This is a genomic window from Halogeometricum rufum, from assembly GCF_900112175.1.
GTDB lineage: Archaea > Halobacteriota > Halobacteria > Halobacteriales > Haloferacaceae > Halogeometricum > Halogeometricum rufum.
Map to the genome: position 1 here is coordinate 86868 of NZ_FOYT01000002.1, position 20839 is coordinate 107706.

The window sequence follows — 20839 nt, forward strand, 5'->3', positions numbered from 1 at the left end:
CGCTCAGACGGACTGTTCGAGCGACAGGTCGAGGTCGAACGTGCACGTCTCGTTCGAGACGACGTTGCCCGCGTTGTACGGGAGCCGGTAGATGACCTCGACGTACTTCGAACCGCCCTGCGAGAGCGCGCTGGACCCGCCCGCCGCGCCCTTGATGCGGGTCGGCTTGCCCTGAACCATCAGGTCGCCGTCGTCGTCGGCGTCGAGTTCGGGGGCGTCCACGTCGGTGTCGACGCGCACCTCCACGTCGAGAACGTCGGCGAGGGTCCGTTCCTTGCCGGGGTCGACGGTGACGTAGCGACTGCTGTCGCCGTCGAATCCGGGGCCGAAGGCGAACCCGGGCGTGAGGAGGACGCGGTCGTTGATGCCGTCGCTCGGCCCCATCCCGTTCACGTCGTGGAGGCCGTTGTAGACGACCTGTCCCCCGAAGGCGAACGCGCCGGACCGACGGCCGCTTCCGAGCGTGACTTCGATGGTCCCCTGCGTCCGACTCGCGGAGACGCCGGACGCCCGCGAGTTCGACAGCGCGTAGCCGTTCGGGTTGCCCCCGCTCCGACTCGGCTGGTCCCACCCGCTCGCCGTGAACGGCTGGTAGCTGACGCCGTTCTGGTTGGCGACCACCTGGAAGTCCGCGGTGCCGTCGTCGTCGGTGTCGAACAGGAGGGCGAGGTTGTCACCGCTGCTCGCCGCGCCGAGTTCCGCCGGCAGGTCGACGGTTATCTTCGTGCTGCCGTTGCTCAGCAGTTCGACCGCCGTCACGGCGTCGTCGACGCCGAAGTCCGAGAGGTCGTGGACGTTGTCGTGGGTGTCGTTGTCGAAGTAGCCCGTCACCTCGGAGGTGAACGTGTGCACGGCGCCGGTGTTCGGCGCGCCCGGGGCGTTGCGGACGTTCGTCACCGCGGCCGAGAGGTCACCGTCGGCGTCGCCGACGTTGTTCACCTTGAACGTCTCCTTGCCGCCCTCGCCGGGCATCAGGTCGCTCACGTTCACCGTCTTCGAGACGTTCGCCCCCAGCGTGAGGTCCATCTCGCCGGCCTGAATCGTGTTGTTCGCGCTCTCCTCCTCGTCGCTCATCAGCGCGTACGTCCCCGTGCTCACCGCGCCGGCGCTGAGGCCAACGCCGGCGATGCCGCCGAGAACCGTCCTGCGCGAGAGTTCGATACCACCGTCGTCGTCTGCGTCGTTTCCGAACATGGTGTTTCTGCGCGGCGACCGCACCCCACCGAGAGGCGGCCCGCCGCGCGACGGCTGAACAGTCGGGTACAATACACTTTGCTACCGACAGGATTACTCGGACGAAAGTCGCTGTTTAGCGAACTTAACCGCCGGTTCGGCGGTTCGCGGCGCGCGTATCGTCGGGATACCGGGGCCCCGACTGGTTTCGTACCGTTCGATTGGCGTCGGAGACAGTCCGGAGAGAATGAGCAACCGTTTTGACGTTCGCTCGCACCCGAACAGGATATGCACGCCATCACCAAGAGCGGGTGGGTGGAGGTCATCACGGGGTCGATGTTCTCCGGGAAGACGGAGGAACTCCTCCGCCGCCTGCGACGCGCCGAAATCGCGGGGCAGGACGTGGCCGTCTTCAAACCCGCGCTCGACGACCGGTACGGCGAGACGACCGTCGGGTCGCACGCCGGGAGCCAGTGGGACGCGCGGGTCGTCCCCGCCGAGGGCGAGGGCATCTGGACCATCGTCGAGGACCTGAACGGGCAGGACGTCGTCGCCATCGACGAGGCGAACTTCTTCTCCGCGGACCTCGTGGACGTCTGCGAACACCTCGCCGCGGACGGCCGCCGCGTCCTCGTCTCCGGCACCGACCAGACGTTCCGCGGGGAGCCGTTCGAACCGCTTCCGCAACTGATGGCGACGGCCGAGTACGTGGACAAACTGCAGGCCATCTGCACCGTCTGCGGCGAACCGGCGAGTCGGAACCAGCGACTCGTGGACGGCGACCCCGCGCACGCGGACGACGCGACGATCGTCGTCGGCGCCGAGGAGTCCTACGAGGCGCGATGTCGGAACTGTCATACGCTCCGCCGCGACTGATGTACACGACGTGACTACCTGGGTCGAGAATCCGGAGGGCGGGCGGGAACGCGGACCGCGCGGCGTCCTCCGGGCGTGGTTGGAAGTGCTCGTTCGCCCCCGCCGGTTCTTCAGAAACGGCGTCGCGCCCGGCGACCAGGCGCCCGGCCTCGTCTTCGCCGTCGCCGTCGCCGTCGCCTACACGACGGGCCTGTTCGCGCTGGTCCCGTCGCGGATACCGACGCTCGCCGGCGGCCGGGCGCTCTCTGCGCTGGTCGGACTCGCCGCCGTCGCCCTCCTCCTCGCGCCCGCCGTCCTCCACCTCACCGCCGCGATGCAGACGGTGCTCTTGGTCCTCCTCGTCCGCGACAGGGGGGGAATCAGCGAGACGGTGCAAGTCGTCGCCTACGCCGCCGCGCCCTGCGTCGTCGCCGGGATTCCGAGCCCGGAACTCCGCGTCGTCTGCGCCGGTTACGGCACAGCCCTCCTCGTCGTCGGCCTGAGCGAACGGCACGGCGTGAGCGTCGCCCGCGCCGCCGTCGCCGGGGCGATTCCCGCGACGTTCCTCTTCGGCTACGTCTTCGGCGGGCTGGCGGCGTTGCAGACGGTCGCACGCGGCCTCGGCCTCGTCTGAACCCGGACGGGCGCCGCTCCGAGCGGTGACCGACGCCCGTCCAACGAACGCCGTGCGCGTTCGTGTCTCTCGCCCGACAACAGGGGGTTCGGCGGCGAACGAGTCGGAAACGCGGAGGAACGCCGCCGCGACGCACGCGTTTCCGGGACGGATTCGACAAGGGTTTTAGTCCCGGGTCGTTTGTTGCACGCAATGGATTGGATTACGCACGACGAAGACGTGTGGTTCGAGTTTCGGGGAGATTCCCCACATCAGCTGACGCCGGGGCGGTACTACAAGGGTGAAGTCGATGGGTTCGCGGAGTTCGGTGTGTTCGTCGACCTCGCGCCGGGCGTGACGGGACTGCTGCACCGCAGCGAACTGGACCGTCGCCTCGAGAGCCTCGACTGGGACGCGGGCGACACCGTGTTCGTCCAGGTGAAGAACATCCGGGACAACGGAAACATCGACCTCGGCTGGTCCATCCGCCAGTCCGAACGCGAGTTCCGCGGCTCGAAGATTCACGACCCGGACGGCGAGGACGACGGCAAGCCCGTCGAGCAGTCCGACGACAGTTCCCCCGGTCCGGTGAAGAAGAAGCCGAAGGGGATGGCCACGAAGTCCAAAGAGCGCAACGGCGAGAGTCAGGAGAAAGCCGACGACGGGGCGACCGACGCCGACGCGCAGGAGACGGACGACCAGACGGACCAGACGGAGGCAGAAGCGGACGCGACGCAGGCGGCAGAGACGGAAGACGAGACGCCGGACACCCCGGCGCGACACACGGACGAACCGGGCTCGCCCGGCGCCGCGGAGGCCGAGACGGACGACGCCGACGCGACCGAGGAACGCGACGCGGACCGCTTCGAGCACGTCACCGTCGAGAGCCTCGGTGACCGCGTGGGCGACGAAGTCCGCATCGAGGGCGAAGTCGTCAGCACGCGACAGACCGGCGGCCCGACCATCTTCGAGATTCGCGACGAGACGGGCGTCGTCGACTGCGCCGCCTTCGTCGAGGCGGGCGTCCGCGCCTACCCCGACGTCGGCGAGGGCGACGTCGTTCGCCTCGACGGCGAGGTGGAGATGCGCCGCGACGAACTGCAGGTCGAGACGGAGGAACTCGTCGCTCTCGACGGTGACGAGGCGGACGCCGTCCTCCAGCGACTCGACGACGCGATGGCCGCGCGGGCCCGCCCCGAGTCGGTCGAACCGCTGGCCGACCACGCGCCCGTCGAGGCCGTGACCGAGCAACTGCGCGAGGCCGCCACGGTGGTTCGCCGCGCAATCCTCGAATCGCGCCCCATCGTCGTCCGCCACCCGGCGACGGCCGACGGCTACGTCGCCGGCGCCGCCGTCGAACGCGCCGTGCTCCCCCGCATCCGCGAGGAACACGAACGCGCAGACGCCGAGTACCACTACTTCACCCGCCGACCGCTCGACGACCCCGTCTACGGCATGGACGCGGCGACGAACGACGTGACGCGGATGCTGCAGGACAACCAGCGCCACGACGAGAAGCTCCCCCTCGTCCTCCTCCTGGGCGTCGGCGCGACCGCCGAATCGCTCGACGGACTCGGACTGCTCGACGTCTACGGCGCCGAACGCGTCGTCGTCGACGCCGCAGTCGCCGACGAAGAGGTCGAAGCGCACGCCGACGCCGTCGTCAATCCCGGCCTCGCCGGCGCCGACGCCGCGGACCTCTCGACCGGTGCGCTGGGCGCGAACCTCGCCGCCGCCGTCGACGCGGGCGTCCGCGACGACATCGCGCACCTCCCCGCCGTGAGCTACTGGGAGGACACTCCCGAGGCGTACGTGACGCTGGCCGCCGACGCCGGCTACGACGCCGACCGGACGCGCGAACTCCGAGAGGCCATCGCGCTGGAGGCGTACTACCAGTCCTACGAGGACAAGCGCGAACTCATCACGGACCTGCTGTTCGACGACGGCGTGTCGCCGGGCGCCCAACGCGCCGGCGGCGACGCCGTCGAGGGTAACCTCGCCGGCCACATCGCCGAGCAGTTCCGCATCAAGCTCGACACCGAAGTCGAGACGGCGCAGGCCAACCTCGACGTGCGCGAGGAGGGCGACGTGACCGTCGCCGTCCTCGACGCCGACGCCTACACCCACCGCTACGACTTCCCGCCCACGTCGCTCCTCGTCGACGAACTCCACCGCCGCAACCGCGAGGGCGACGAGTACGTCACCGTCGCCACCGCGATGGACGAACTGTTCGTCCGAGCGACGGACGACATCGACATCCGCGCCGTCGCCGCGGCGGCCCGCGAGGCCGTTCCCGAGGGTGGCGTCACCGCCATCGCCGTCCGCGACAACCGCATCGAGTTCCTGTCGGGCGCTCGCGACGCCGTCGCCGACGCCGTCGTCGACGCCACCGTCGACCAGTTCTAACGCGGTTCCGCCGCTTCTCGCGTCGTTCTCGCCGCGTCCGCTCGCATCGCTCAGCGCGTCGCTTCGCCGTCATCGTCGTGCCCCGGCGTGACCGGGTCGGACGCCTCTCGGTACATCTCGTACACCCGCTCGGCCCAGCGACGGGCGTCGCCGCCGTCGGTGTCCACGAACACCCGTAGCGCCCCCGTCTCGTCGTCGTAGCCGCCGACGCCGACGTGGTCGTCGAATATCGCCAGCCCGTACGGGAGCGCCCCTCTCGTCCTGAGACGGAGGTGGCCGCGTTCGACGGCCGTCGCCGTCTCGCCGGAGAGCACGTGGTCTGCCACCGTCGGGACCGTGACGAACTCGGCGTCGCCCTCCTCGAACACGCCCTCGGCGAACGCGGGCGACCCCGGCGGCACGACGTGCGTCGTGTTGAACCCGCGGAACGTCGCGCTCGCGTCGAGGAGTTCGAGGAAGCGCGACACCGGTCCGTACGGGTCGTCGGGCGTCGCTTCGGTGACGGTGGCGTCGGCGAACGGTCCGACGACGAACTCCCGGTGCGTCTCGCAGATGCAGTCGAGGAGCGGAGCCAGACGCTCGGCCGCCCGCAGGTTCCGACCTAGTCGGAGCAGTTCGTCGGCGAACACCTCGCCCTTCCCCGTCAACGAGAACCGGCCGTCCCGCCGCACCGCGAGTCCGCGCTCCGTCAGCCACCGCGTCGTCCGGTGACTCGTCGCCCGCGAGACGCCGAGGCTGTCCTCTAACTCCCGCCTGTCGAGCGGCCGGCCGTACAGCGCCTCCAGCGCGGGGCCGTGCCGGACCACGTCGACGAGCGTGTCGGTGTCGAGTCTGTCCTCGTCGGTCAGTCGGTCACGCAGGAGGCGACGCTCGGCCGCGTACCGCAGTAGTTCGTCGAGTGCCGTCGTCTCCGGCATCCTGTCGTCCTCCGTCGTCGTTCGTGTCACTACGTGGCACGTCGTGTTAACCGTTCGCACGGGGTGAGACGACGTTCGCGCCGCGAAACGCGGCTCAGGAGGTGACTATAGCCCGAATCGCACCGTCCGAGTCGGTATGAGTTCCCACGACTCTCCCGAACGAGACCGGACGACGACCGACGCGGACCGAACTGAGCGACTGGTCGAACGCCTCGTCGACGACGCCGCGGCGTCGCTGGGGCTGTTCTCGACCTACCTCGGCGACAGACTCGGCTACTACGACGCCCTCGCGGGCGCGTCCCCCGCGACGGCGGCGGACCTCGCGGCGGCGACGGGGACGGACGAACGCTACGCCCGCGAGTGGCTGGAACACCAGACGGTACTCGAGATACTCGCCGTCGAGGACGCCGACGCGCCCGCGGCCGAGCGCCGGTTCTCGCTCCCGGCCGCGCACGCCGAGGTGGTCACCGACCCGGACAGCCCGCATCACGCCGTTCCGCTGGCGCAACTGGTCGCTGGCGCGGTGAAGCCGCTCGAACGCGTGGTCGAGGCGTACCGCACCGGGGCGGGCGTCCCGTTCGAGGAGTACGGACGCGACCTGCGCGAGGGGCAGGCGCGCATCAACCGGCCGACGTTCCGTTCGACGCTCGGAGCCGAGTGGATTCCGACGATGCCGGACGTCGACGAACGACTGCGGCGCGACGGCGCGCGCGTCGCCGACGTCGGGTGCGGCTACGGGTGGTCGGCCATCGGACTCGCCGACGCGTACGAGTCGGTTCGCGTGGACGGCTACGACGTGGACGAGGCGTCCGTCGAGGCCGCCCGGGAGACGGTCGCCGAGGCGGGCGTCGCCGACCGGGTGACGATTCACCACCGGGACGTGACGGACACCGACATCCGGGGCGACTACGACCTCGTGACCGCGTTCGAGTGCGTCCACGACATGTCCGACCCGGTGGGGGCGTTGCGGACGATGCGCCGCCTCGCGGCCGAGGACGGAACCGTACTCGTCGTGGACGAACGCGTCGGCGAGACGTTCACAGAGACGGGCACCGACGTGGAACCGCTGATGTACGGGTGGAGCGTCCTGCACTGCCTGCCGGTCGGCCGCGTCGAGGACCCGTCGGCGGCGACGGGGACGGTGATGCGGCCCGGCACGCTCCGCGAGTACGCCGAGGCGGCGGGGTTCTCGGGGTTCGAGGTACTCCCGGTCGAAGACTTCTTCCTCCGCCTCTACCGGCTGACTCCCTGACCGTCCCCGGCGTCCGAGTCGTCTGCGCCGGCGCCACCCTCCGTCGGGGCGTCGGTTCCGCCGACGGCCGTCTCGCGGCGTCGTCGGCTCCTCGACCGACCGGTGAGCGACACCCTTAACCCCGAAACGCCGCGATTGAGAGCCAATGAGAACCCTCGCTCGAACGGCCGCCGCGGCGGTGATGCCGCCGTGAGCGCCGACACCGACCCCACGGAGACGGACGACCCGACGGAGACGGAGGCGTTCCGTCGCACCTGCGAGACGCTCGTCGAGCGAATCCTCGACGGCGAGATAGAGCGCGACGACCTCGAATCCGCGAAACTCGACGCCTGCTCGGAGCACTCCTCGCCGAAGGTGCCGAAGAACGCCGACGTCCTCGAACACGCCCCCGACGGCCGCCGCGAGGAGGTCAAGTCGGTCGTCCAGCGCAAGCCCGTTCGGACGGCGTCGGGCGTCTCGCCCGTCGCCATCATGACCTCGCCGCACATGTGCCCGCACGGGAAGTGCCTCTACTGCCCCGGCGGTCCGGCCAGCGAGTTCTCCTCCTCGCAGTCGTACACGGGCCACGAACCCGCCGCCGCGCGCGGCGTCCAGAACGACTACGACCCGTACGGACAGGTGACGCTCCGTCTGGAGCAACTCCGGCACATCGGCCACCCCGTGGACAAGGTCGAACTGATTCTGATGGGCGGGACGATGACCGCGCGGAGCCACGACTACCAGGAGTGGTTCGTCAAGCGCGCACTCGAAGCGATGAACGACTACGACCTCGACTCGGAACCGCGACCCGCCGAGGACCAGTCGTTCAAGCCCGACCCCGAGGACGTGGAGTTCCGGTATCTGGAGGACGTCATCGCGGAGAACGAGACGGCCGACGTGCGAAACATCGGGACGACGTTCGAGACGAAGCCCGACTGGTGCGACCCCGAGCAGATAGACCGGATGCTCGACCTGGGGGCGACGAAGGTGGAAGTCGGCGTCCAGACGACGTACGAGCGCATCAACCGCGAGATGCACCGCGGGCACGGCGTGCAGGCGTCGCTGGACGCCAACCGCCGTCTCCGCGACTCGGCGTTCAAGGTGGGCTTCCACATGATGCCCGGCCAGCCCGGCATGTCGAAGGAGATGTGCGTCGAGGACTTCCGGCAACTGTTCGAGAACGCCGACTGGCGGCCGGACTACCTGAAGATATACCCCACGCTCGTCGTCCGCGACACCATCACCTACGACATGTGGCGGCGCGACGAGTACGACCCGCTGGACAACGAGGAGGCCGCGGACGTCGTCGCCGAGGTGATGGGGATGATTCCGAAGTACACGCGCCTCCAACGCGTCCAGCGGGACATCCCGGCGGACTTCATCGACGCGGGCGTCTGGAAGTCGAACCTCCGCCAACTCGCCGAGCAACGCGCCGAGGAGAAGGGCATCGAGGTGAACGACATCCGCGCCCGCGAGGTGGGGATGAACGACGCCGACCCGGACCCCGAACGCGTCGAACTGCAGGTGGAGACGTACGAGGCGGCCGAGGGGACCGAACACTTCATCTCGTTCGAGGACCCCGCCGAGGACCTGCTGGTCGGCTTCTGTCGCCTCCGGTTCCCGCACGACCCGGTCCGGAGGGAGTTGGAAGACGCCGCCCTCGTCCGCGAACTCCACGTGTACGGCTCCGAAGTCGGACTGGGCGGCGACGGCGACTGGCAGCACAAGGGGTACGGCCGCCGCCTCCTCGGCCACGCCGAGGAGATGGCGCGCGACGCCGGCTACGACAAGGTGAGCGTCATCTCCGGTATCGGCGTCCGCGAGTACTACAAGCAGAAGTTGGGGTACCATCAGGACGGGCCGTACGTCTCGAAGCGGTTCTGAGGTGTGGCGGTTTTTTCCACCAGGTTTTGCGGGGGCGAGCGAAGCGAGCCCCCGGAAAAAGTGGGGGTGTAGGTCTCGAAGCGGTTCTGAGGTGTGGCGGTTTTTTCCACCAGGTTTTGCGGGGGCGAGCGAAGCGAGCCCCCGGAAAAAGTGGGGGTGTAGGTCTCGAAGCGGTTCTGAGGTGTGGCGGTTTTTTCCACCAGGTTTTGCGGGGGCGAGCGGAGCGAGCCCCCGGAAAAAGTGGGGTCGGAGCAGGTTAGTCTCGCCGCGGGGTGGCGGTTCGACCGCCGCCGGCGAGTGCGACGACTTTTGAGGCTCGCCACGAATCCTCGGACATGGTCTCGCTTCGCGGTCCCGCTTGGGTGGGTGCCGCCGGGTTCGTCCTCGTCGCCGTCGGCCTCGGGTTCCTCCTCACGGGCGCGCCAATCGTCGGCATCGGCTTCTGCGCCCTCGCGGTCGGACTCGTCGCCGTCGCCGTCCGCGACGACGACGAGACGGACACCTCGACGCGCGCGGCGACGCCCGACGAACCGGCCGACGACGCCCTCGCGACGCTCCGGGAACGGTACGCTCGCGGGGACCTCTCGGACGCGCAGTTCGAGGCGAAACTGGAACGACTCCTCGAAGTCGAGACGCGTGAGGACCTCGAGGTGAGCGTCGAACGGCGGACCGAAGCAGTCGAAACAGAGCGCGAGTGAGTCCGCCGTTCCGACGGCAGACGTATCAGATTTGATTTCTCTCCGTCGGACTTATACGTAACCGCCCCCGCCTCTACGACGATATGGGACGCGACGCGACTGCCGTGCGGTCCCGGGGGCGGTCCTGATGCAGGTGGGGGAGTTCCTCGCGACGGCCCGGTCCTCGCTGGCGCAGGTGGCGACGACCGAGGCGCGTCTCGGCGCGACGGCGGTGCTCGTCGGCTCTGCCGTCACTGTCGCACTGTTGCTCGCACCGCGGGCGGTGACCCGCGCCGCCCGCGAGTTGGACGACCGGGTGCTGTCGGACCCGCGGATACCCGACTCGGTGTCCGAGGCGCGGTGGGTGCTCCCGCCGTCGGTGGTCGTGCGAACGCTCCAGACGGGCGTGTTCGTCGCCGCGACGCTGGCCGTCCTCGTCGTCTGGGGGCGCGAGGACCTCGCACTCGCGGCGACGGTGTTGCTCGCGAGTCTCGCGCCGGTCGCGGGGCGCGTCCTCCTGACGGCGGCGCTGTTCGTCGGCGCGTACGTCGGCATCGACGCCCTGGAGTCGTGGCTGACGGCCTACGCCGCCGACTCGGACCGCATCAACGAACATCAGGAGGGCATCGTCTTCCGCGTCCTCCAGTTGGTCGTCCTCCTCGCGGTGGGACTGGCGACCCTGACCGTCTGGGACGCCGAACTCGGCAGCCTCCTCGTCGGTGCCGGCTTCCTCGGAATCGTCGTCGGGATGGCCGCCAGACAGACGCTCGGGTCGCTCATCGCCGGGTTCGTCCTGATGTTCTCCCGACCGTTCGAGATAGGCGACTGGGTGGAGATAGACGGCGAGGAGGGCATCGTCTCGGACATCACCATCATCAACACCCGTCTGCGGAACTTCGACGGCGAGTCGGTGGTGTTCCCGAACGACCGCGTGACGAAGGCGACCATCACGAACCGGACGCGCCGGGACCAACTCCGCCTCACCGTGGAGGTCGGCGTCGACTACGAGACGGACCTCGACCTGGCCGTCGGCGTCGCGGAGGCGGCCGTCGAAGACCTGGGCGTCGTCGCGGACGTGCCGGCACCGAACGTCCTCCCGACGACGTTCGGCGACTCGGCGGTCGGGCTCACAGTTCGCTTCTGGATAAAGCACCCGTCCGCGCCTCGGCGCGCGAAGGCGAACGCGGCCGTCGTGCAGGCGATAAAGGAGGCGTTCGACGGCCGGGGAATCAAGATACCCTACCCGCAGCGAGAACTCGCGGGACGCGAGGAGGCCGGTGGGTTCGCCGTCCGCGACGGCGTCGAGAGCGAGGAGCCGCCGACGTCGGTCAGTACGACCGACTGAGGGCGGCGGACTGGCGCGTCTCGGCCGACCACCTTCCGACCGACGGGAGAGTCGACCCGACTCGCGGACCGTCGAGACGGCCGGCGTCACAGCGACTTCTGCATCGCGATGTGCGGGATGCCGGCGTCGTCGAACTCGTCGCCGAACGCGCTGTAGCCGAGCGACTCGTAGAACGGCTGGACGCGCCGCTGAGCGTTGAGCCGCACCCGCGAGAACCCCACCTCGCGGGCCTCGCGTTCGGCGGCGGCCATCACGCGGCGGCCCCAGCCTTCGCCGCGCCTGTCCTCGGCGACGACGACGCGTTCGACCTTGGCCGTCTCCTCGTCGTACGCGCGTATCCGCGCCGCGCCGACGACGGTGTCGTCGTCGTAGGCGACGAGGTGCGTCGCGTCGGCGTCCGGTTCGTCGTGCTCGTCCCACTCCAGTTCCTCGGCGACGCCCTGTTCCTCGACGAACACCTCGCGGCGAATCGAGAAGGCGTCGTCGCGTTCCGCCTCCGTCTCGGCGACGAACACGCCCGTTCGCGGCGACTCGGACGGGTCGTCCCCGTCCGTCGCGCCGGCCGCGGCGTTCTCGTCCGTCTCGCCGTCTTCGTTCCGGTCGGTCACGTCTCACCCAACGGCCCCCTCCCGACTGAGCGTTTCGGCTTCGGGCAAAGACTCAACACTCGCTTCGACGAACGTGTCGGTATGGCCTCGGGCACCCCGTCGACGACGATACAGTCGCTCGTTCTCGGGCGCGACCCCGAGCAGTCGGTGCGCCTCACCGCGGTGGCCGCGGGACTGTTCCTCGTCGTCTTCTTCCTGCACCTGCCGCCGAGACTCGTCGGGAGCCTCTCCGTCCCGTTCGGACTGTTCCTCCCCGCACTCGTCGCCATCTGCGTCCTCGTGGCCGCCGTCGGCGCGTTCCTGAACGACGGCCTCCTCGTCAGCGTCGCCCTCGCGAGCGGGCCGAGTCTCGGCTTCTACCTGCCGCTTGCGCTGTTCAGCCTCACGACGCCGCAGAACACCGTCGCCGAGAGCCTCGCGTTCGGAACCATCTTCGCCGTCGTCTGCGGCGCCGTCGGGTTCGTCGTCGGCGCGGGCGTCCGCCGACTCGCGCGGCGATTCGGGTGGGGGACGGCCGCGGACGGCACGTAGCCCGCCACGCGCGTCGCCCGAACGTGCGGCTTTTCAGCCGCGCCCGTGAATGCGGGGGTATGGACCCGAAGCGGGAGTTGACGAGCGTCGACCTCTCGGCCCTCGTCACCGAGTTGAATCGGTACGAGGGGGCGAAGGTCGACAAGGCCTATCTCTACGGCGACGACCTGCTTCGCCTGCGGATGCGCGACTTCGACCGGGGTCGCGTCGAACTCATCGTCGAAGTCGGCGACGTGAAACGGGCGCACACGGCCAAACCGGAACACGTGCCGGACGCTCCCGGGCGGCCGCCGAACTTCGCGATGATGCTTCGGAACCGCCTCAGCGGAGCCGACTTCGCGGGCGTCGAGCAGTACGAGTTCGACCGCATCCTCTCGTTCGACTTCGAACGCGACGACGAGGACACCACTATCGTCGTCGAGTTGTTCGGACAGGGCAACGTCGCCGTCCTCGACGAGACGGGCGAAGTCGTCCGCAGTCTGGAGACGGTGCGGCTGAAGTCCCGCACCGTCGCCCCCGGCGCGCAGTACGAGTTCCCCTCCTCCCGGCTCCATCCGTTCACGGTGAGTTACGAGGGGTTCAAGCGTCGCATGGAGGACTCCGACACCGACGTGGTGCGGACGCTGGCGACGCAGGTGAACCTCGGCGGCCTGTACGCCGAGGAGTTCTGCACCCGCGCGGGCGTCGAGAAGACGATGGACATCGCCGACGCCGGCGACGAGGAGTTCCGCGCCGTCTACGACGCCATCCAGTCGTTCCACGAACGCCTCAAGTCGGGCGACTTCGACCCGCGCGTGTACGAGGAGGACGGCGCCGTCGTGGACGCGACGCCGTTCCCCCTCGAAGAACACGCGGCCGAGGGGCTGAACAGCGAGTCGCACGACTCGTTCAACGACGCCCTCGACGAGTACTTCTACCGACTGGACCGCACCGCCGAGGACGAACCCGAGGAGGAACCGGGGTCGAACCGCCCGGACTTCGAGGCCGAGATAGAGAAGAAACAGCGCATCATCGAGCAACAGGAGGGCGCCATCGAGGGGTTCGAGCAACAGGCGCAGACGGAACGCGAACGCGCCGAACTGCTGTACGCCAACTACGACCTGGTGGACGAGGTGCTGTCGACGGTTCGCTCGGCCCGCGAGGAGGACGTGCCGTGGGACGAAATCCGTCAGACGCTCGAAGACGGGGCCGAACGCGGCATCCCCGCCGCCGAGGCAGTCGTCGACGTCGACGGCGCGGAGGGCACCGTCACCGTCGAACTCGACGGCACGCGCGTCGAAGTCGAGGTGGACACCGGCGTCGAGAAGAACGCCGACAGGCTCTACACGGAGGCCAAGCGCGTCGAGGGGAAGAAGGAGGGCGCGCAGGCGGCCATCGAGGACACCCGCGAGGAACTGGCCGAGGTGAAGGCCCGCCGCGACGCGTGGGAGGCCGACGACGACGAAGAGGAGGAAGACGAGGAGTCGGAACCCGAGGACGTCGACTGGCTCTCGCGTTCGTCCATCCCGCTCCGGACCGAAGAGCACTGGTACGAGCGGTTCCGCTGGTTCCGCACCTCCGACGGCTACCTCGTCATCGGCGGCCGCAACGCCGACCAGAACGAGGAGATAGTCAAGAAGTACCTGAACAAACACGACCTGTTCTTCCACACGCAGGCGCACGGCGGCCCCGTCACCGTCGTGAAGGCGACGGGCCCCTCCGAACCGTCGCAGGCGGTGGAGTTCCCCGACTCGACGAAGCGGGAGGCGGCGCAGTTCGCCGTCTCGTACTCCTCGACGTGGAAGGAGGGCCGATTCGAGGGCGAGGCGTACATGGTGACGCCCGACCAGGTGTCGAAGACGCCCGAGTCCGGCGAGTACATCGAGAAGGGGTCGTTCGTCGTCCGCGGCGACCGGACGTACTTCCGCGACGTGGCGGCGGAGGTTCTCGTCGGCGTCCAGTGCGAGGGCGAGACGCGCGTGCTGGGCGGCCCGCCGACGGCCATCGAGGGCCGCGTGGAGACGGCCGTCCGCCTGCAACCCGGCCGCTACGCGCAGAACGACGCCGCGAAGATGGTGTACCGCCGCTTCAAGGAGACGTTCGCCGACCAGTCGTTCGTCCGGAAGGTGGCCAGCCCGGACAAGATTCAGGAGTTCCTCCCCCCGGGCGGGAGCGAACTGCTGGACGACTGAGAGATTCCGCCGTAGCGGACCTAATACTCAGTTATTCCGACTGTACGGGTCTATATTTATCTCTCGAACCGACGTATCTCTCCCCGAGCGCACACTCGGTCCTCACGACCGTCGAGACGGATGCACGATAGCGGACGGCCACCTGGCCGACGCGAGTGCGGACGCGAGCGCGCTCGTGAAACAACATGATTAGCGATTCACTCAACTACCTACGAAACGACGAAGACTGGGTAAAGACGGTCCTCATCGGTGGCGTCCTCAGCCTCCTCAGCGTCCTCATCGTCCCCACGATTCTGGTCGCGGGGTATCTCGTCCGGGTCGTCCGCGCGACGATGCACGGCGACGAGCAACCGCCGGCGTTCGACGAATGGGGTGACTTGGCGGTAGACGGCCTGAAGGCCGCGGTCATCGCCATCGTCTACGGGTTCGTCCCGACGCTCATCGCCGGCGTGCTGGTCGGCGGGGCCGTCTTCACCATCGTGATGGGCGACGCGGCGGGGTCGAGCGGACTGGCCGCTCTCGGCGGCCTCGGCATCCTCGTGGGCCTCCTCGTCTCGTTCGTCCTCGGCCTGCTGGCGGCGTACGTCATCCCGGCGGCCGTCGCGAACTTCGCGGAGACCGACCAGATGGGCAAGGCGTTCTCGTTCGGCGACCTGCGCCCCATCCTCACCTCGGGTAAGTACTTCACGGCGTGGGTGAGCGGCTTCGCCGTCATCTTCGTCGGCGCGTTGGTCGCGGGCGTTCTGAACGCCATCCCGGTGCTCGGCCTCATCGCCGGCGGGTTCCTCGGCTTCTACGCCGCGGTGGCCGCGTACTACCTCATCGGGACCGCGTGGGGCGAACTCCACGACATCGAGATGCGCGAGAGCGAGGACCGGCCCGACGAACAGGCCGCTATCTGAGCGGAACACGACTTTTGATAAAGAGTTAACTTATCGACGGGTGTCGATTCGGCCGATGCTAGGTGACGCCCTGTCGTACCCGCGGAACAGTTCGGACTGGATACCGACGATTCTCATCGGTGGGCTGCTCAGCGTCCTCAGCGTCCTCGTCCTCCCGGTGTTCGTCGTGCAGGGCTACTCGCTCCGCGTCATGCGGAGTGCGGCGAAGGGCGAAGAGGCCGCCCCGTCGTTCACCGACTGGGGGGGCCTCGTCGTGGACGGACTCAAGCTATTCCTCGTCAGCCTCGTGTACGGCCTCCTCGTGTTCGTCCCGATGGCTCTCGTGGGCGTCGTCCTCGGATTCGGTTCCGCGCTCCTCTCCGACCCCACGACCGGTCCGAGCGCCGCGTTCGGGGTCGCCACGCTCCTCGGGTTCGCCGTCGTCGGCCTGTTCGGCCTCCTGGTCGGCTACTTCGCCCCCGCCGGGTACGCCAACTTCGCCGTCGAGGACTCCCTCGGGGCGGCGTTCGACGTCTCGACCATCGTCGCGGCGGCGACGACGGGCGAGTACTTCAAGGCGTGGGTGTTGGCCATCGTCGTCGGTGTCGTCCTCGGTACCGTCGGCGCGGCACTCTCAGTCGTCCTCGTGGGTATCTTCGTCATCTTCTACGCGCAGGTCGTCACCTACTACCTGTTCGGCCGCGGGTTCGCCGAGGGTCTCGGGAAGAAGCGTCGCGGCGTGGTCGAGTCCGACTACTGAACGGACGGTATAGCAGCACCTTTCCCCGCCGGCCCCGCACGTCGGATATGCGCATTTCGAGTCGCGGACGCGGCGAGGAGGGCCGCGAACGCATCACGCTCGTCCCCGAGAACGTGGACGACCTCTGGCACCTCTCGCACGTCCTCGAGTCGGGCGATTTGGTCTCCGGCGACACCACTCGCCGCATCCAGCGAGACGACGACCAGATGCGGGACACGGGCGGCCAACGCGAACACATGCACGTCACAATCAGCGTCGGCGACGTGGAGTTCGCGCGTTTCGCCAACCGTCTCCGCGTCGGCGGCGAGATAGTCGGCTGTTCCCGCGAGGACCAACTCGGGCACCACCACACGCTGAACGTCGAAGAACACGACGAAGTGACCATCGAGAAGCACTTCAAGCCGGACCAGATCGACCGCATCGAGGAGGCCGAGGAGGCCGCCGAGAACCCCGACGTGGTCATCGCCACCGTCGAGGAGGGCGAGGCACACATCCACACCGTCGCGCAGTACGGAACCGAGGAGCGCTTCTCGTTCACCGCGCCGACGGGGAAGGGCGAGTACGCCCGCCCGCGGTCGGAGTTGTTCGCGGAACTCGGGAAGGCCCTGTCGCGGATGGACGTCGACGCCATCATCCTCGCGGGACCGGGGTTCACGAAGCAGGACGCCCGCGACTACGTCGCGGAGAATCACCCCGACGTGGCCGAGAAGATGACCGTCGTGGACACCTCCAGCGTCGGCGACAGGGGCGTCCACGAGGTGCTGAAACGCGGCGCGGTGGACGAGGTGCAGACGCAGACGCGCATCTCGAAGGAGGCTGACCTCATCGACGACCTGATGGAGGGCATCGCCACGGGCGAGAAGGTGGCCTACGGAATCGAGGCAGTCGCCGAAGCCGCCGAGTTCGGCGCGGTGGAGACGCTCCTCGTCCTCGACGAACGCCTGCGCGAGGAACGACAGGGGCAGGGCGACTGGGACGTGGACGTGAACGAGGTCATCCAGAGCGTCGAACGGCAGGGCGGCGACGTCGCCGTCTTCTCCTCGGAGTTCGACCCCGGCCGCCAACTGAAGAACCTCGGCGGCATCGCGGCCATCCTCCGCTATCGGTTGCAGTGAGGCGCGCCCGCTGTCGGCCCGCGCCACTCGTGCGGACGCCCGCCGCCTCGAACGTCGGCAGAACGCCTTTGCCCGGAGAGTGCCAACGTCTTGCATGGAACGCGGTGCAGCGTCGGCGGCGATACGGCGGGTCGACCGGTACCTCGACCTGACGTTCTTCGCCGGGATGGAGATATCGGCGCTCGTCGTGCCGACGCTGTGGATGCTTCTGGCCGCCCGGCCGGCGGAGGCGGTGTCGCTGTCGGCGATGACCGCCCTCTGCGTGAGTCCGTTCGCCGTCGCCGCCTTCCGCGGCGGATACGTCGGCGACGCGACGTGGCCGTCGCCGGGTCACTTCGGGACGATGCCCGCGCGCTCCGCGTACTACAGTCTCGTCGTGGCCGGGGCGACGTATCTCGGCGTCGGGGCGCAACTCGTCTGGGGGTCGTTCGTCCCCGGCGTCCTCGTGCCCGCAGTCGTCTGCGCCGCCGCCCTCTCGGCGATGCCCCGCGTCCTGCGGACCACGGCCCGGGTGGCCCGCCTCTCGTTGTAGTCCGCCGCATCGGCTGTGGAACGGGCGGCGACGCTCCGTCACACGCGCCGGCGGCGAGTCGTCTCACTCGCTCGACGCTACGTTCGCCAAGCGCCTCACTCCCCGGTCAGCGCCTCGCTCGCGGGCGCGAAGTCGAGGCTCGTCCCCAGTCCCTCCGCCGTCGCCTTCTCGTAGAGGAGGTACGCGCCGGCGACGGTTTCGATGCCGGTGCCACCGCTGTCGAAGACGGTAATCTCCTCGTCGTCCTCGCGGCCCGGCACCTCGCCGGCGACGATTTCGCCGAGTTCGGCGTAGACGTGGTCTTCGTCCACCACGCCCTCCTCGACGGCGTGGAGGAACGACCCGGCGTCCTGCATCGCGCGCGCCCGCAGGTCGGGAACGTACTTCGCGCGTTCGATGGTCGTCGTGTCGAGTTCGCGCTTGCCGGGGGTGTACTGCCCCATCGCGGTGACGTGCGTGCCCGGTTCCAGTCGCTCGCCGTCGAAGACGGGGGCGGAGGCGTTCGTCGCCGTGACGACGACGTCCGCGCCCTCCACCGCGGCGGCCGCCGAGGCGACGGCGGCAACGCTGGCGTCGAGTCGGCGGTCCATCTCCCCGGCGAACTCCTCGCGGTGTTCCTTCGTCGGAGAGTAGACCCACACCGTCTCGACGTCGCGGACCGTCGCCGTCGCGCGGAGTTGTCCGCGGGCCTGTGCGCCGCTTCCGATGATGGCGACCGACGTCGCGTCCTCGCGCGCGAGTGCGTCGACGGCCACGGCGCCCGCGGCACCGGTCTTGAACGGGTTCATGCTCGCGCCGTCCACGAGTGCGAGCGGTTCTCCCGACTCCGCGTCGAACAGTGGAGTCATGAACCAGGCGTCACCCGCGCCGAATCCGGCGCTGTACGTGTAGCCGCCCATCGCCCCCGTGTCCGGGAGGACGGCGGCGTACGTGGTGAGAAAGCCCGGCGGGTCCTCGTTCGTGAGTTTCGTCCGCGGTTCGGCCTGCGCGCCCTCGCCTCGCTGTCTGTACCCCTCTCGCACGGCGTCGACGAACTCCGCGGGAGTCGCCAGACCCGACACGTCGTCGCTCGTCAGAAACAGCGTCTCAGTCATGGGCGGCCCAACGCGGGCCAGCGTGATGAACGTGCGGGCGTCGGCGGTCCCGACGTGGTTCGTGCGACCGTCGGGCCGGGAAGCGTCGGTGCGAGAGCCACCCGAGGCGAGCGCCGGGGCTCACGCGAAGTGCGGTGTCGGAAGGAAGTTGGTCGAGAATCGATAGTCGCGGACGGGTCGTCGGTGTGACAGGGTCGGACGACTAGTCCGCGTCGACGGGCGTCGCGGGGTTCGAGTTCGAGTTGGCCGAACTGTTCGTGTCGATGGGGCGTCGCGTCTGGGCGGGGACGGGCCCGTTGACGAACAGCGCGTGGCCGACGATGCAGGCGGCGACGCCCGCGGCGATTGGGACGGCCTGGGTGAGGCCGAATCCGGCGGTGGTCAGCGTTCCGGTGAGACCGAGGAGTGCCACAGGAATGAGGCCGAGAACGTAGTCGTAGTACCCTGTCATAATACATGTATTACTACGAAGACAGGTGATATAATTCTTTCCCATGCCTGACCCATACAGTCGTAGTCATACCCGGATGCTATTTCTATAACTTATGATGTCGGAGCGGTATCACAGCATTTTTGAGTTAATTTTTCAGCCGTTTCTTTACAGATAGAAATACAGTCTCTCGGGCGGCAATTAGAGTCCGGTCGCGGAGACTCACAGACTGCCCACATCGGAGCGTTCAACTGTGCCGTCGTTCGACTCACCGACGTGAACCGGAACGACCGTTCGATAGTTGCGCTCGTGATGCTCGCCCACGGGATGGTGCACACGTACGAACTGTCCATCCCCATCTTCGTCTCCATCTGGCTGACGGAGTTCGACGTCGTCAACCTCGGACTGACGCAGTTGGAGGTGACGGCGGCGACGCTCGGGTTGGTCGTGACCGCCGGCTACGGGCTGTTCGGCCTCGGGGCGCTTCCGGGCGGCGTCCTCGTGGACCGCATCGGGTCGCGGCGGCTCATCTCCGTCTGTCTGTTCGGCATGGCCGGGTCGTTCGTCCTCCTCGGTCTCTCGCCGAACCTGCTCGTCGTCACGCTGGCCCTGCTCTGCTGGGGGGCGGCCGCGAGCGTCTACCACCCGGCCGGCCTCGCCCTCATCTCGAAGGGCGTGGACGAACGCGGGACGGGCTTCGCCTACCACGGCATCGCCGGCAACGTCGGCATCGGCCTCGGCCCTCTCCTCACCGCCGTCCTCCTGATGTTCCTCGACTGGACGACGGTGGCGATGCTGCTGGCGCTTCCCGCCCTCGGCGCGGCCGCCTACGCGTTGCGCGCGCGGTTCGACGAGACGGCCGCCGTCGACGCGGGCTCCGGCGGGTCCTCGAAGGCCGACGCCGGCGTCGACTCGTTCGCGGAGTTCGTCTCGGAGTCCAAGCGGTTGGTCGCGGGCGGCTTCGTCGTCGTCTTCCTCGTCGTGATGAGTTCGGGGCTCTACTACCGCGGCGTCCTGACGTTCCTCCCCGACCTGCTGTCCGAAATCGACCAGTTCGCGGCCGTCCCGCTGGCGACGCTTCTGCCGGCCGGCGTCTCGGACCTCCTGGGCGTCGAGGCCGGGTCGGGTCGGACGCTCCAGCCCGAGCGGTACTTCTACTCCGGCCTCCTGATGGTCGGCGTCCTCGGCCAGTACGCGGGCGGGAAGCTCACCGACCGCGTCCCACTCGAGTGGGGACTCGTCGGCGCGTTCAGCGGGCTGGCCGTCCTCGCGGTGCTGTTCCTCCCCGTCGTGAACGCCGGCCTCGTTCCCCTCCTCGCCTTCGGCGCCGTCCTCGGCTTCTCCCTGTTCGTCATCCAGCCGTTCTATCAGGCCACCGTCGCCGAGTACACGCCCGCCGGGACCCGCGGCCTCTCCTACGGCTTCACCTACCTCGGCGTGTTCGGCGTCGGCGCCCTCGGCGGCGCTCTCGCCGGCGCAATCCTGACGTACGCGACGCCGGCGGTGCTGTTCACGACGCTCGCGGGCATCGCCGTCGCCGGCGCCCTGTTCGGCCTCTACCTCGCCCGCAAGCGCGAGTCGCCGTCGGCCGCCGAAGTGGCGTCGGACTGACGCCC

At 68.9% G+C, this 20839-nt stretch carries 19 protein-coding genes; 14 read left to right on the forward strand and 5 right to left on the reverse strand.

The features are described 5' to 3' along the window. Positions 1 to 3 precede the first annotated feature (3 nt). Positions 4 to 1194: a TasA family protein gene (locus BM310_RS09975; protein WP_089807281.1), complete on the reverse strand. Its 1191-nt coding sequence runs from the start codon at positions 1192 to 1194 to the stop codon at positions 4 to 6. Positions 1195 to 1461: 267 nt separating this feature from the next. Here BM310_RS09975 and BM310_RS09980 point away from each other — a divergent pair, with 267 nt between their 5' ends. From BM310_RS09980 to BM310_RS09990, 3 genes are all read left to right on the forward strand, one after another. Beyond that, positions 1462 to 2049 (forward strand): thymidine kinase, encoded by a 588-nt coding sequence (locus BM310_RS09980; protein WP_089807283.1) that lies wholly within the window; start codon positions 1462 to 1464, stop codon positions 2047 to 2049. A gap of 10 nt (positions 2050 to 2059) precedes the next feature. Continuing rightward, on the forward strand, positions 2060 to 2662 hold the full coding sequence (locus tag BM310_RS09985) for a YIP1 family protein (RefSeq protein ID WP_089807285.1): 603 nt from the start codon (positions 2060 to 2062) through the stop codon (positions 2660 to 2662). Positions 2663 to 2854: 192 nt separating this feature from the next. Further along, positions 2855 to 5047 carry an OB-fold nucleic acid binding domain-containing protein gene (locus tag BM310_RS09990; protein WP_089807287.1) on the forward strand — a complete coding sequence of 731 codons (2193 nt, stop codon included), beginning with the start codon at positions 2855 to 2857 and terminating at the stop codon, positions 5045 to 5047. 50 nt (positions 5048 to 5097) lie between these two features. Here the strand turns inward: BM310_RS09990 and BM310_RS09995 are convergent, their stop codons facing one another. Then, positions 5098 to 5994 (reverse strand): helix-turn-helix transcriptional regulator, encoded by an 897-nt coding sequence (locus BM310_RS09995; RefSeq protein WP_245778471.1) that lies wholly within the window; start codon positions 5992 to 5994, stop codon positions 5098 to 5100. 106 nt (positions 5995 to 6100) lie between these two features. On the opposite strand from BM310_RS09995, the gene BM310_RS10000 reads away from it, so the two are divergent. From BM310_RS10000 to BM310_RS10015, 4 genes are all read left to right on the forward strand, one after another. Continuing rightward, positions 6101 to 7216, forward strand: a complete 1116-nt coding sequence (locus tag BM310_RS10000; protein ID WP_089807289.1) for an SAM-dependent methyltransferase — start codon at positions 6101 to 6103, stop codon at positions 7214 to 7216. 189 nt (positions 7217 to 7405) lie between these two features. Continuing rightward, entirely contained in the window at positions 7406 to 9079 is a 1674-nt protein-coding gene (locus tag BM310_RS10005; RefSeq protein ID WP_177232591.1) for a tRNA uridine(34) 5-carboxymethylaminomethyl modification radical SAM/GNAT enzyme Elp3, read from the forward strand. Positions 9080 to 9414: 335 nt separating this feature from the next. Beyond that, complete coding sequence (locus tag BM310_RS10010; RefSeq protein WP_089807293.1) at positions 9415 to 9777, forward strand: SHOCT domain-containing protein; 363 nt, start codon at positions 9415 to 9417, stop codon at positions 9775 to 9777. A 127-nt stretch (positions 9778 to 9904) separates the two neighbouring features. Continuing rightward, entirely contained in the window at positions 9905 to 11101 is a 1197-nt protein-coding gene (locus tag BM310_RS10015; RefSeq protein WP_089807295.1) for a mechanosensitive ion channel family protein, read from the forward strand. Between the two features lie 86 nt (positions 11102 to 11187). Here BM310_RS10015 and BM310_RS10020 read toward each other — a convergent pair whose 3' ends face one another. Further along, entirely contained in the window at positions 11188 to 11709 is a 522-nt protein-coding gene (locus tag BM310_RS10020; protein WP_089807297.1) for a GNAT family N-acetyltransferase, read from the reverse strand. Positions 11710 to 11790: 81 nt separating this feature from the next. Here BM310_RS10020 and BM310_RS10025 point away from each other — a divergent pair, with 81 nt between their 5' ends. From BM310_RS10025 to BM310_RS10050, 6 genes are all read left to right on the forward strand, one after another. Then, the gene (locus tag BM310_RS10025) at positions 11791 to 12240 is read left to right on the forward strand and encodes a hypothetical protein (protein ID WP_089807299.1); all 450 of its coding nucleotides are present in this window, start codon (positions 11791 to 11793) and stop codon (positions 12238 to 12240) included. Positions 12241 to 12299: 59 nt separating this feature from the next. Continuing rightward, positions 12300 to 14411 carry a ribosome rescue protein RqcH gene (gene rqcH, locus BM310_RS10030; protein ID WP_089807302.1) on the forward strand — a complete coding sequence of 704 codons (2112 nt, stop codon included), beginning with the start codon at positions 12300 to 12302 and terminating at the stop codon, positions 14409 to 14411. A 185-nt stretch (positions 14412 to 14596) separates the two neighbouring features. After that, positions 14597 to 15313, forward strand: a complete 717-nt coding sequence (locus tag BM310_RS10035) for a DUF4013 domain-containing protein (protein ID WP_089807304.1) — start codon at positions 14597 to 14599, stop codon at positions 15311 to 15313. A 55-nt stretch (positions 15314 to 15368) separates the two neighbouring features. Beyond that, positions 15369 to 16052: a DUF4013 domain-containing protein gene (locus tag BM310_RS10040; protein ID WP_089807306.1), complete on the forward strand. Its 684-nt coding sequence runs from the start codon at positions 15369 to 15371 to the stop codon at positions 16050 to 16052. A gap of 47 nt (positions 16053 to 16099) precedes the next feature. Beyond that, positions 16100 to 17167, forward strand: a complete 1068-nt coding sequence (locus tag BM310_RS10045) for an mRNA surveillance protein pelota (protein ID WP_089807308.1) — start codon at positions 16100 to 16102, stop codon at positions 17165 to 17167. Positions 17168 to 17261: 94 nt separating this feature from the next. Further along, positions 17262 to 17699: a hypothetical protein gene (locus BM310_RS10050; RefSeq protein ID WP_089807310.1), complete on the forward strand. Its 438-nt coding sequence runs from the start codon at positions 17262 to 17264 to the stop codon at positions 17697 to 17699. Between the two features lie 95 nt (positions 17700 to 17794). On the opposite strand, the gene BM310_RS10055 is transcribed toward BM310_RS10050, so the two are convergent. Together BM310_RS10055 and BM310_RS10060 are read right to left on the reverse strand one after the other, a co-directional pair. Continuing rightward, positions 17795 to 18793, reverse strand: a complete 999-nt coding sequence (locus BM310_RS10055) for an ornithine cyclodeaminase family protein (RefSeq protein WP_089807312.1) — start codon at positions 18791 to 18793, stop codon at positions 17795 to 17797. 202 nt (positions 18794 to 18995) lie between these two features. After that, a complete protein-coding gene (locus tag BM310_RS10060) occupies positions 18996 to 19244 on the reverse strand; it encodes a hypothetical protein (RefSeq protein WP_089807314.1) in 249 nt (82 codons plus the stop codon). A gap of 291 nt (positions 19245 to 19535) precedes the next feature. Here BM310_RS10060 and BM310_RS10065 point away from each other — a divergent pair, with 291 nt between their 5' ends. Beyond that, complete coding sequence (locus BM310_RS10065) at positions 19536 to 20834, forward strand: MFS transporter (protein WP_177232644.1); 1299 nt, start codon at positions 19536 to 19538, stop codon at positions 20832 to 20834. Positions 20835 to 20839: the final 5 nt, after the last annotated feature.